10 protein-coding genes and 1 tRNA gene are annotated in these 11,956 nt (G+C 68.3%); 7 read left to right on the plus strand and 4 right to left on the minus strand.

Features of this window, described 5'->3' with window-relative positions; all coding sequences use genetic code 11:
• Positions 1-23 precede the first annotated feature (23 nt).
• The 3 genes from ACFQEY_RS16995 to ACFQEY_RS17005 all read left to right on the plus strand — a co-directional run bounded on the left by ACFQEY_RS16995 (position 24) and on the right by ACFQEY_RS17005 (position 2,263).
• On the plus strand, positions 24-593 hold the full coding sequence (locus ACFQEY_RS16995) for a hypothetical protein (RefSeq protein WP_379770916.1): 570 nt from the start codon (positions 24-26) through the stop codon (positions 591-593).
• A 70-nt stretch (positions 594-663) separates the two neighbouring features.
• Positions 664-1,869 (plus strand): potassium channel family protein, encoded by a 1,206-nt coding sequence (locus tag ACFQEY_RS17000; RefSeq protein WP_379770918.1) that lies wholly within the window; start codon positions 664-666, stop codon positions 1,867-1,869.
• Positions 1,870-1,906: 37 nt separating this feature from the next.
• Positions 1,907-2,263, plus strand: coding sequence for a nuclear transport factor 2 family protein (locus ACFQEY_RS17005; protein ID WP_379770920.1), 357 nt, complete (start codon positions 1,907-1,909; stop codon positions 2,261-2,263).
• A gap of 447 nt (positions 2,264-2,710) precedes the next feature.
• Here the strand turns inward: ACFQEY_RS17005 and endA are convergent, their stop codons facing one another.
• Positions 2,711-3,880 carry a tRNA-intron lyase gene (endA, locus tag ACFQEY_RS17010; protein WP_379770922.1) on the minus strand — a complete coding sequence of 390 codons (1,170 nt, stop codon included), beginning with the start codon at positions 3,878-3,880 and terminating at the stop codon, positions 2,711-2,713.
• Positions 3,881-4,067: 187 nt separating this feature from the next.
• Here endA and ACFQEY_RS17015 point away from each other — a divergent pair, with 187 nt between their 5' ends.
• Positions 4,068-6,389 (plus strand): AAA family ATPase, encoded by a 2,322-nt coding sequence (locus tag ACFQEY_RS17015; protein WP_379770925.1) that lies wholly within the window; start codon positions 4,068-4,070, stop codon positions 6,387-6,389.
• A 200-nt stretch (positions 6,390-6,589) separates the two neighbouring features.
• On the opposite strand, the gene ACFQEY_RS17020 is transcribed toward ACFQEY_RS17015, so the two are convergent.
• From ACFQEY_RS17020 to ACFQEY_RS17030, 3 genes are all read right to left on the minus strand, one after another.
• Positions 6,590-7,066, minus strand: a complete 477-nt coding sequence (locus ACFQEY_RS17020) for a CopG family ribbon-helix-helix protein (protein ID WP_379770928.1) — start codon at positions 7,064-7,066, stop codon at positions 6,590-6,592.
• A gap of 25 nt (positions 7,067-7,091) precedes the next feature.
• On the minus strand, positions 7,092-7,412 hold the full coding sequence (locus ACFQEY_RS17025; protein ID WP_379770930.1) for a PadR family transcriptional regulator: 321 nt from the start codon (positions 7,410-7,412) through the stop codon (positions 7,092-7,094).
• 385 nt (positions 7,413-7,797) lie between these two features.
• On the minus strand, positions 7,798-8,796 hold the full coding sequence (locus ACFQEY_RS17030) for a zinc-dependent metalloprotease (RefSeq protein WP_379770933.1): 999 nt from the start codon (positions 8,794-8,796) through the stop codon (positions 7,798-7,800).
• Between the two features lie 148 nt (positions 8,797-8,944).
• Here ACFQEY_RS17030 and ACFQEY_RS17035 point away from each other — a divergent pair, with 148 nt between their 5' ends.
• From ACFQEY_RS17035 to ACFQEY_RS17045, 3 genes are all read left to right on the plus strand, one after another.
• Complete coding sequence (locus tag ACFQEY_RS17035; protein WP_379770935.1) at positions 8,945-10,009, plus strand: M20/M25/M40 family metallo-hydrolase; 1,065 nt, start codon at positions 8,945-8,947, stop codon at positions 10,007-10,009.
• 121 nt (positions 10,010-10,130) lie between these two features.
• Positions 10,131-10,205: transfer RNA gene (locus ACFQEY_RS17040), tRNA-Glu, on the plus strand.
• Between the two features lie 167 nt (positions 10,206-10,372).
• Positions 10,373-11,476: a tyrosine-type recombinase/integrase gene (locus tag ACFQEY_RS17045; protein ID WP_379770938.1), complete on the plus strand. Its 1,104-nt coding sequence runs from the start codon at positions 10,373-10,375 to the stop codon at positions 11,474-11,476.
• Positions 11,477-11,956: the final 480 nt, after the last annotated feature.

Below are 11,956 nucleotides of genomic sequence, written 5' to 3' on the forward strand. Positions count from 1 at the left end.
GATAGCGACCGACGAGGAACCCCGTGCGACTCAAACCCGTTCCCGACCCGCCCGCGAGCCTCGACGAGCTCGGAGCCGTTCAGCGGGCCGTCCCGCTCGTTCCCGGGAGCACCGACGACTGCTGCGCCCGGCTCCGCGACCGTCGCGACCTCCGGGACCGCCACGCCGCGAACGACTGGCTCGCGTTCCTCCGCGCGCTCGGACTGGTCCGAGAGACGCCGCGGGGGTTCGCCCGGACCGACGCGGAGCCGACACTGGAGCGCGTCCGCGAGGGGCTCCGAGAGGGCGTCCTGCACGTTCCAGAGGCAATTTCAGCCCTGCGGGACGCCTCGGTAGAGGATCCGCTAACCCCCGACGACCTCTTCGCGGCGACCCGCGAGTCGGTCCCCCGACACGATCGCGCTCGGGATCCGAACTGGGAGGAGACGTGGCGCGAGCGCGCGGACCGGCTGCTGCGCTGGCTCGCACTCGTCGACCTCGCCACGAGGGTCCACAGCTGCGAAGGCGACGGCGGAACAGCCTACGTCGCTGGCGACGCTCCGGCCTCCGTCGCTGGCGACGACGCCGGCGACGACGCCGGCGACGACGCCTGATCCGCCGGACGCAACGCCCAACGGCGGGGATCGTGACAAGCCTTTTACTCGGAGCCGGCGAGGGTATCGCATGGGACGATTCGACGGGCGGGAGTCGCCGATCTCGGTCCGGTACGAGCCGGCGAGCGTGAAGGACCTGCTCGTGGAGATGAAAGACACCGCCGAGCTGTTGATCGATCTGTCGTACTCCGCGGTCCTCCACGGGAGTCCGACGATCGCTCACGAGGTCGTCGAGCTCGAACACCGGATGGACGTCCTCCAGATGCGCGCGCGGATGAGCCTCATGCTCGCGGCGCGGAGCCCGGACGAGGCCGAGACGCTCGCACCGGTGCTCGGCGTCGTCGGTGCGGCGGACAAGATCTCGGACGCCGCCGGCGACATCGCGAAGATCGTCATCGAGGAGATCGGTCTCCCCGACGCGATGCGCGGCGCGCTCACCGAGGGCGTCGAAACGCTGGTCCGCGGCACCGTCGCCGGCGACTCCCCGTACGCGGGGCGGACCCTGAAGGAGGTCGACTTGGAGTCCGAGACGGGCGTGCGCGTCATCGCGATCCGGCGCGAGGACGACTGGATACTCAACCCCGGGCCGACGACGCGGCTCGACTCCGGTGACGTTACGCTCCTGCGCGGCCCCGAGACCGGGATCGCCGAGGCGTACCCCGAGCTGGCCAGCGAGCCGTTCGAGCCGGACGAGCCGGTCGAGCCCGCGATAGACGACCTGGAGCGTGCAGTCGACTCCATCGTGTTGATGAAGAACCTCTCGGAGCTCGCCGTCGACCTGGCGTACGGCTCCGTCCTGTTCAACAACGAGGCGCTCGCCGAGGAGGTGCACAACCTCGAGATCGAGGTCGACGCCCTCCAGTCCAGGTTCGAGGCGTGGACCCTGCGCGCCGCCAGAGAGGCCGACGACCCCGTGTCGCTCCGCGGGCTGATCCACCTCGGCGTCGCGACAGAGGAGATCTCCGACGCCGCCTTGGAGATCACCGAGGGCGTCGTGCGCGACCTCGGCGTCCACCCCGTCGTGGAGATGGCGGTCCAGGAGTCCGACGAGATCATCACCCGAACGGTCGTCCAAGCCGGAAGCGACCTCGACGGCACCCGGATCGAGGCGGGCATCCCCGCGACCGACATCTCGACGAGCGTCATCGCGCTCCGTCGGCCGGACGAGGGATGGCTGATCGGTCACGACATCGACACGACTCTGCGCGCGGGCGACGCCATCATCTCGAAGGGGACGCGCACCTCGGCCGAGGAATTCGAGGCGCTGGCGGCGTGATCGACGCGTTCCGACCCGCCCCCGGCGAGGTGGGTGCGTGACCGCCCCCACGACCGGCGAGCCGAGCGCGATCGCTCGCGCGTACTACGCGGCGCTCGACGCGGGCGACTACGACCGGCTCGCCGACTTGCTCGATCCCGAGTTCGTTCAGCGTCGCCCGGATCGCACCTTCGAGGGGCGCGACCGCTTCGTGGCGTTCATGCGCGACGAGCGCCCCATGACGGACACGACTCACGCAGTCGACGCGGTGTACCCCGAGGGGCCGGGAGTGGCCGTTCGCGGTCGCCTTCTCGACGCGGACGGCGAGGAACTATTCGCGTTCGTGGACGTCTTCGACGTCGCCGACGGACGACTCGCCGCCCTGGAGACGTACGCGTCCCCGGACGCATCGTAGCGACGCCGTCGCGGGTGTCGGAACGAACGACGGCGACGACTGCTTATAAATGAACGTGGCGGTGCGGGGGCGTCGCCGGCGCTACGCGCCTCGCTGTGCCTCCGAGCGGCGGATAGGCCGCGAGGAGCCCGCGAGGCTGGGGAGGCGTGAGGTGCGGGGCGGGACTCAAAGGGGCAGGCGCGAGGGCGAAGCCCGACGAAGTAAGCAGTGAGGGACCGAAGGTCCCTTTTGAAGCCGGCGCGCAGCGCCGGCGACAGCGTGGCGCGTAGCGCCACGGGCAGCCGGACGTAGTCCGGCGACAGCGCAACGAAGGAGCGTCAGCGACTGAGTGAGGAGCACAGCGAGTCGCGCGAACCCTCGCGGCTGGGGCTTTGTGAGTGGTCACCGCGCTAGCAACGATTTATAAGCCATCGCCGATCTCACGCCCCACCGGATCGGAAGGCCCGCTCAGGGGGTCAGCCGACCGATAGAGAGCCACGAGACGTCGGCGGACTCGCTCCCGCCGTCACCGCCGATCGTCGTGAGCGCGAACACCATCTCCTTGCGGACGCCCCCAGCGAGCCGCACGTCGAGCGACAGCTCGCGCGGCGAGAACCGGTGGTCGGCGTCGACAACGCGCACGAGGTGCTCGGAGTGCGGCAGGTCCTCGACCGTCTCCACGTCGAGGTACGTCCGGAAGTCTGCGCCGAACTTGAACCCGGTCTTCGGGACCGCGTCGCGCTCGCGGAGGCGGTTATAAACCGCGAGCCGGCGGTCGAAGCGCTCGCCCTCGACGTCGCGGCCGCGGGCGACAACCGCGGCGGCGGGGCCGTCCGCGCTCGGGCGGGTCTCGCCCGCATCCCCACCGGCACCCCCGCCGACCGCTTCCACCGACGCCGACAGTGACAGGACGCCGTCAGCCGCGAGTGCGGCCGCCTCGACCAACGAGAGCTGGATCGCGCCCTCGACGGCCGCGGCGCGGCCGGTGAGCGGCTGGCCGTAGAAGCCGCGCTCGTAGAGATCCTCGGGCGCGTCCCAGACGACGACGCGGTCCGAGAGGAGAACGCCCGAAAGCGACGCCGGCGGCTCGTAGTCGGTCTCGCCGCGGATCTCCCCGTCGGTCGCCGCGAAGTAGGTGATGTCGGACTCCTCGTCGACGACGGCGAGGGTGCGCCCCGCGAGCCCGGCCGCGGGGAGCGACTCGCGCTCGCCGACGACCTGCACCGGGTACTTCACGTCTCCCGTGTCGGGAGTCGAGCCACGTTCGTAGGCGACGAAATCGACCGCGTCGGCGACGTCGGCGGTCCCGCCGGGCCACGGATCGCGGGCCGGCGAGAGGTAGAAACCGCGGTCGCGGAGGTCCGCGTAGACGAGGTAGCGCACAGCGAACCGGTCGGCCGCGGCCGCGCTCTCGACGAAGAAGCGCTCGAATCCGACCGCGTCGCTATCGTCCGATCCGCCGCCGAGGACGACCCCAGAGAGATCGCCGCGGAACAGGAGGTGGGCGGCCTCCACGCGCGAGAGCGCGATCTCGTCGCCGCCGAGCGAACGACCGTAGCCGCGGGAGTCGTAGAACCGCTGGCGGGCGTCGCCGGCGACGCGGACCTCGTCGCCGCGCAGGTGCCCTGTCGGTTGCATACCCGAATGGGGCCCGGACGAGGTAAGGCGGTTGCGGTCGACGCTGAGATGCGACCGGCGACGGCGCTGAGATGCGACCGGCGACGTAATCGGCGACGTGATCGGCGACGACACCCACGCCGGCAACCCACTCGCAGCCTCGGACCATCCGGATAAACATAAAGGGTCGCCGGCGAGTACGGTGTCCATGAACGAGACCGCCGGCCTCCGGCTCACCGTGCGTGCCGCCGAGAAGCGGGACGCGGGCCGCGGCATCGCTCGGCTCCCCGAACCCGCCCGCAAGCGACTCGGCCTCCTCAGCGGCGACACCGTCGAGATCCGCGGCGAGCGCGCCGCCGTCGCGAAGGTGTGGCCCGGCGGTGCCGACGCCGCGGACGGATCCGTCCTCATCGACGCCGACACCCGCGCGAACGCCGGCGTGAAAGTCGGCGACACCGTCACCGTCGCCGCCGTCGACGTCGAGGACGCCGACCGGGTCGTCCTCTCCGCGCCCGCTCGGCTCGCCGACGTCGACGTGAGCCGCGAGGTCGTCGAGCGCGCGCTCGCTCGCGACCTCCGCGACCGCCCCGTCACTGAGGGCGAGGCCGTCCACGTCGAGCGGCTCGGCGGCCTCCGATTCGTCGTCGCCGAGACGGCTCCCGCGGGGACGGTGCGAGTGACGAGTCGGACCGACGTGTCGGCGGTGTACGGGGGCGGCGGGGACGACGGCCGGACCGACGCCCGTGCCGACGACCGATCCGAGTCTCCCAAAGACGACGCGCGCTCGACAGCCGACCCGCGCTCGACGGCCGGCGCGCCATCGACGACGGATGCGCCATCGACGGCGGATGCGCCATCGACGGCGGGCGGAACCGCGCCGCCGGCGGAACACACCGCGGGCGCGACCTACGAGGACATCGGCGGGCTCGACGAGGAGCTGGAGTTAGTCCGCGAGACGATCGAGCTCCCGCTCTCCGAGCCGGAGGTGTTCACCCGGCTCGGGGTCGACCCGCCGAAGGGGGTCCTGCTCCACGGCCCGCCGGGCACCGGGAAGACGCTGATCGCGCGCGCCGTCGCCAACGAGGTGGACGCGACGTTCGTCACCGTCGACGGCCCGGAGATCATGTCGAAGTACAAGGGCGAGAGCGAGGAGCGGCTCCGTGACGTGTTCGAAGAGGCCGCCGAGAACGCCCCGGCGATCGTCTTCTTCGACGAGATCGACTCGATCGCCGGCAAGCGCGACGACGGCGGCGACGTGGAGAACCGCGTCGTCGGCCAGTTGCTCTCGCTGATGGACGGGCTCGACGCCCGGGGCGACGTGATCGTCATCGGCGCGACCAACCGCGTCGACAGCCTCGACCCGGCCCTCCGCCGCGGCGGCCGGTTCGACCGCGAGATCGAGATCGGCGTCCCCGGCGTGAGCGGGCGTCGGCAGATCCTCGACGTCCACACGCGCCGGATGCCGCTCGCCGCCGACGTGGACCTCGACCGCATCGCGAGCCGAACCCACGGGTTCGTCGGTGCCGACATCGAGGGGCTCACGCAGGAGGCCGCGATGACCGCGCTCCGTCGCGCCCGCGAGTCGGACGCGACGGCGCTCGATACGGTGACCGTCGAGAAGGCCGACTTCGAGGCGGCCCACGCGGCGATCGAACCGAGTGCGATGCGCGAGTACGTCGCCGAGCAGCCGACCACCGACTTCTCCGACGTGGGGGGGCTCCCGGAGGCGAAAGAGAAGCTGGAACGCGCAGTCACGTGGCCGCTGACCTACGGTCCGCTGTTCGACGCCGCCGACGCCGATCCGCCGACGGGAGTCCTCCTCCACGGGCCGCCCGGCACCGGGAAGACGCTGCTCGCGCGGGCCATCGCCGGCGAGAGCGGCGTGAACTTCATCCAGGTGGCCGGGCCCGAGCTCCTCGATCGGTACGTCGGCGAGTCCGAGAAGGCGGTCCGCGACCTGTTCGATCGCGCCCGGCAGGCGGCACCGGCGATCGTCTTCTTCGACGAGATAGACGCGATCGCCGCCGACCGCGACGGGGCGGGCGGGGACGGCTCCGGCGTCGGCGAGCGGGTCGTTTCACAGCTCCTCACGGAGCTCGACCGCGCGAGCGACAATCCGAACCTCGTCGTGCTCGCGGCGACGAACCGGCGGAACGCGCTCGACCCCGCCCTGCTCCGGCCGGGACGGCTCGAGACCCACATCGAGGTCCCGGAGCCGGATCGCGACGCGCGCCGGAAGATCCTCGACGTCCACACCCGCGAGAAGCCGCTCGTCGTCGAGAGCGATAGCGACGACGGCGATGACGGCGACTACGCTGCCCGCGGCGTCGACCTCGACCGACTCGCGGACGAGACGGAGGGGTATTCCGGCGCGGAGATCGCGTCGCTCTGCCGCGAGGCCGCGCTCGTCGCCATCGAGCGCGTCGCGGACGAGCACGGCGCGGCCGCGAACGACCACGCCGACGAGGTCGGGATCACCCACGCCGACTTCGCGGCGGCCCTAGAGACGGTGCGCCCGGCGAACGCGTAGGTCGCACGGGAGTTCGAGGAGGCATCGGCGACCATCGGAGATCCCTGGAAGCCGCCGGAGGCCGCCACCGCCAACGCGAGTGAGAATGAGAACGCGAACGCGAACGATCGGTGCGAAAGAAGCCGGCTCGACCCGTCCGATCTGCGAAACTCGTCCGGCCTAACTGACGCGCGCGACTCGTCCGGCCCCTCCGATCTCGTTCACTCGTCCACGTGACCGTGACCGTGGCCGTCGTCGCCGTTCACGCTTCCGTCCGCCGGCGCGTCAGCGCCGAACTCGTCGACCGGCGTCACGCTGTAATCGACGGTGAGCGTGTCGGTCGTCGCGCGGATTTTGCCGACGAACGTCGAGATATCCTCGAGTTTCCCTTCGAGCACGAACAGTTCCATGCAGTACCGAGACCCGACGTGGCTGTGGAAGTTGGAGGCGACGAGCCCCTCGTGTTTGTGTCGCAGCCGCATCATCCGCTCTTCGACGCTCGTCGTCTCGTAGTCGAAAAGCACCGTCACCACCGCCATCAGATCCCTGTCCTCCAGCTTCGCGTCCTCGAACTCGCCGAGCAGATTCTGCGAGGCGTCACGGACGACCTCGCTGCGCCCGGTGTAGCCGTGTTCGTCGGCAAATCCGTCGATCCGTTCCAAGAGCTCCTCCGGCATCGAGACGCTGACGACGGTCATATAATAACTGACGGCGCTGATCTTGTTAATCCTTGAGGTTCGGTTCGCCTCGATCCCCAGTCCCTCGCGTGTCGTCCACGCGAGCCGAGAGCCACTCGTAGTGGTCGAGGAGCGCCCGCTCGCCGGCGGCGGAAAGCGCGTACACGTCCGCGATCCCCTCGGTTCGTCGGTCGAGGAATCCGGACTCGACCATGGAGGTCAGCGTCGCGTAGAAGGAACGGGGATCGATCCGCTCGTCGTAGTGCGATTCGAGCCGATTCTTCAGCGACTGCGCCCGCAGCTCGCCGGCGTCGTACAGGAGGGCACACAGGTCGCGCCGGCGACCGCTGTGGAGCCACTTCGTCATGGGTCGACTTTCACCCGGCGACTCACGACGGTTTCGGTCGCGGTAGCTTCGGTGGATCAGTTCGGTGGCGTGGGCGTTTGTACGTGAGAGAGTGGTGTTGCTGGCGGCCGCTTATAAAGCGTTGACGGCGCGGTGAACGCTTCCAACGCCCCAGTCGCCGGCGCACCCTCCCGTTCATTTGTGAGCAGTCATCACTCTCGCGCTCGCTCGTTTACATACCACGTCGCCGACGGCGGTCTGCAAGGCTCACTCCCGCTATCGATCACACTCCCGCTATCGATCACACTCCCGCTATCGATCACACTCCCGCTATCGATCACACTCCCGCTATCGATCACACTCTCAGAGGCGGGCACCCTTCCAGTCGCGTCTCACGGAATGGTGGTCACGGATCGACCCGGACCAGCCAGGCCTCGGGGTCGTCGATCTCGGCGTCCGTCGGGAGGTTCGCCGGACGATCCCAGACGGTGCCCGCGGCCTCGATCCCGCGAACGTCGGTGACGTGCCGGAAGAAGGCGGCTCCGCGCTCGTACTGACGCCGCTTCAGGTCGAGTCCGAGCAGCCGCCGCGCGAACCGCTGGACCGGCCCGCCGCCGCCGCGGCGCTCGTCGAGCTTCCGCCGCAGATCGGCGTATTCATCGTCGAACGCGCGGTCCATCAGCACCTCCGCGTAGCCCTCGACCGCCGTCATCGCCGTCTGAAGCTCCGCGAACGCTGCCGGGTCGAGTCCCCCGGCGGTCAGCCCCTCGACGCCGCGCTCGACGCGAGATTCCAGGTATTCCGGGAGCCACGGTGCCGCGCCGAACTCCGCGGCGTGGGTGACTTCGTGAAACGCGATCCAGCGCCTGAATCGCGGGTAATCCACGTCGAGCGCCGCCGCGACGGCGACGACGTTCGGGTGGACGAAGTAGAGCCCGTGGTCGGCGTCCGGCTCGTTGGCCAGGAGGAGCGGGTCGTACTGGCCGAGCACGTTGCGCGCGAGGAAGCCGAGGGTGAATGCCATCGAACCCGTGTTGACGATCCGCGAGAGATCGCGGGCAGGATTCCACGAGCGGCCGGCGCGTCGGTCGCGATTCACCTCCTCGACCGCGGCCGCTTCGATCGGCGCAATCACGTTCCGAAAGGTGTCGACGCTGGCGTCGATCCAGTGGTGTCGGTTCTGCACTTCGATCGCGTCCGGGACGTCGAAGTCGATCCCCGCCTCGTCCCTGAGGCGTTCGCGTGCGTCCCGCACATCGATCGCGTAGCCCTCCCGCTCCGCGGGGGCGAGCGCGACGGAGCCGGGATCGGTACTCGCCTTCGCGGCCGTCGCCGCCCGCTCCCAGTCGACGACGCCCGACCCGGACGCCTCGGAGACCGCGCGGATACTTCGGAGGATGTCCATACCGATCGGAGGAGTGCCCGACTCAAATCGCTTGTGTCGACGCTCGTCGCCAGCACGCCCTCCTTCACACCTGCCCCTCTCCTTCACATCACCGCCGTCCGCGGTGACGGACCGGCGGTTTCTTGGTCACCCCCCGACAGCCACCCCCATGAACGAGCCACAGCGAGCGTTCCTCGACGACCTGCTGGCCACCGCCAGCCCCTCCGGGTTCGAAACCGCGAGCCAGCGCGTCTGGACCGAGTACGTCCGCGAGTTCGCCGACGACGTCTCCACCGACGCCTACGGCAACGCCATCGCCGTCCACGAGGGCGATTCGGACGCGCCGACGATCGCCCTCACGGGCCACGCCGACGAGATCGGGTTCATCGTCCGCGACGTGCTCGATGACGGGTTCCTCCGGATCGCGCGGATCGGCGGCTCCGATCGCACAGTCTCGAAGGGACAACACGTCACCGTCCACGCCGCCGAACCCGTCCAGGGCGTGATCGGACAGACCGCGATCCATCTCCGGGATCCGACCGAAGACGAGTACGAGGACATCGCGGGGCAGTTCGTCGACATCGGCGCGGCCGACGCCGAGGAGGCCCGCGAGCACGTCGAGATCGGCGACCCGGTCACGTTCTCGACGGACCTCGAGGAGTTGGTCGGCGACCGGATCGCCGCCCGCGGGATCGACAACCGAGCCGGCACGTGGGCGGCCGCCGAGGGGCTCCGCCGCGCGGCCGACGGCGACGTCGACGCCACCGTCTACGCCGTCTCGACCGTCCAGGAGGAGGTCGGGCTCCAGGGCGCTCGGATGGTCGGCGTCGACCTCGACGACGTGGACGCGTTCGTCGCCGTCGACGTCACCCACGCCACCGACAACCCCGACGTCGACGGCGAGCGCCAGGGGCCCGTCGAACTGGGGGCAGGACCGGTGGTAACTCGCGGCAGCGCAAACCACCCCGTCCTCGTTGACCTCGCTCGTGCCGCCGCGGCCGACGGCGACGTCGACGTCCAGCTGCAGGCGGCCGGCACGCGGACGGGCACCGACGCCGATGCGTTCTACACCGCTCGCGGCGGCGTTCCGTCGCTCAACGTCTCGATCCCCAACCGCTACATGCACACGCCGGTGGAGGTAATAGACACCGGCGACCTCGATGCCGTCGCCGACCTCCTCGCCGCGATCGCCGCCGCCGCGGCTGAAACATCGCCGTTCGCAGTCGACGTGTGAGCCGCTCTCTAGACCGGCGAATTCGGGGCGCAGGGCCACGGTAAACCGATGCATGGCGCGGTCGAAACGGAACTGTTTTACAATCACCTTTCGTACCGATAGATGCGTCAAACGGACGTGCGCTCTGGTGGTGTAGTCCGGCCAATCATATTGCCCTCTCACGGCAATGACCTGGGTTCGAATCCCAGCCGGAGCATCCTTTTGCCGTCGTCGTCCTGCGATTTCGAGCCCGTGCTACGACCAACACACCATGTGGCTCAAAGGCAATGCGATTCAGATCGTCGGGGGACCCCGACGCAGTACCGCGATTAGAATTATTTGCCCTGCAATCCGACTCGCAGGACACCGATCGGGGGCGTCACAATGGACCTGAGCGAGTTCGCCGTTGTGACAGAACCCACTGTTGACCGGCTCAGCAAACGCCAACTCACCGATTACCGGACCGAACGCGAAGACGCGATCAAGTGGTTGCTCACGTTCGGTATCGACCCGGCGAAAGCCAACGGGTACGCCGAAAGCACCGTGAAAAACCGGATTTACCGGATGGATCAGTTCTACCGGTACGTGTGGGACGCCGAAAACCGGTACACGACCGCAGTGACGCACGACCACGCTGACGCGTGGATGCAGGAACTCGCGTACGCCGACTGCAGCGACACACACCGGAGCCTGTGTCAGAAAGCGGTGCGGATGCTGTTCAAGTGGCGAGCCCACCAACGCGGCGGCGACGAGTGGGATCCTGAGATTTCGTTCACTGGGAACACCGGGACGACGACTCCACGCGATTACCTGACGCTCACCGAACGGAAACGCGTCAGAGAAGCCGCGCTCGAATACGGGAGCATCCCGTCGTACAACAACGTCTCACCGCGTGAACGCAGTGACATCGCGGCGTACCTCGCACAGCGATTCGAAAAGCCGGTCGACGAGATCACCACGGATGACTGGGAGCGAGCGAACAACTGGAAGATCCCGAGTCTCGTTAACGTCAGCCTCGACGCCGCGTTACGCCCGATCGAAGTCGAACGCGCGGTCACTGGGTGGGTCGACCTCGATAACGGGTTGTTGCGGATCCCGATCGAGGACAGTTCGAAGAACGAAGAGAACTGGCGTGTGAGTCTCGGTAGCCGCTCTGTGAACGCGTTGGAACGGTGGCTTGCTCAACGCGCAACGTACGACCAGTACAAGGGCCGAGATGCGTTGTGGCTCACGCGCGAGGGGAACCCGTACGCGTCAGCGTCGCTCCGCCGGGTCCTGCATGAGTTGTGTGATATCGCCGGGATTGACTACGCGAACCGGCGAATGAGTTGGTATACTATCCGGCATTCGACAGGAACGTACATGACGCGAGAAGAGGACCTCGCCGCTACCCAAACACAGCTGCGACACAAGTCACCGAAGACTTCGATGAAATATGACCAGGTCCCGATCGAGGACCGCCGAGACGCCCTCGACAGGATCGGCTAACAACTGATCTGCTCAGCACCGGCATCGACCGGCAGCTGAGTTGGACTGGCATAATTTTCCGCGCTGTACGACACACCACCGAACTCGGGTGAAACAATACTGGTGGTGACACGTACCTCGCGGAATCGATTGTCCTCACAAACGACATCATCAGTTCCACAACACGCTACGGATGTCGACTCGTGTCGGTGCGAGCGGTCACTGCCCGAGATCGATTTTGGTACAAAGCGTAGTCGGTTCAACGCTGTAAACGAGGCACGTCCAGGGACTGCCCGCACCAGCAGTTGACGACGTGATTGTCGATACGAGAACGATGAGTGAGGTCACCTAGCTGCTGTCAGCGGTTGCTAGGGTATGACGTTGAATCATCACCTAGTTGGCGGGGGCGTGAACTGTTCGATATACTAGCCTTGATCATCCGTCTTTAGCTAAGCGAAGGACCACGTGACAGCGGCGGCTTATCGAGGCTACTTTTCGAGA

Source organism: Halorubrum trueperi (assembly GCF_042662525.1).
GTDB classification, from domain to species: domain Archaea; phylum Halobacteriota; class Halobacteria; order Halobacteriales; family Haloferacaceae; genus Halorubrum; species Halorubrum trueperi.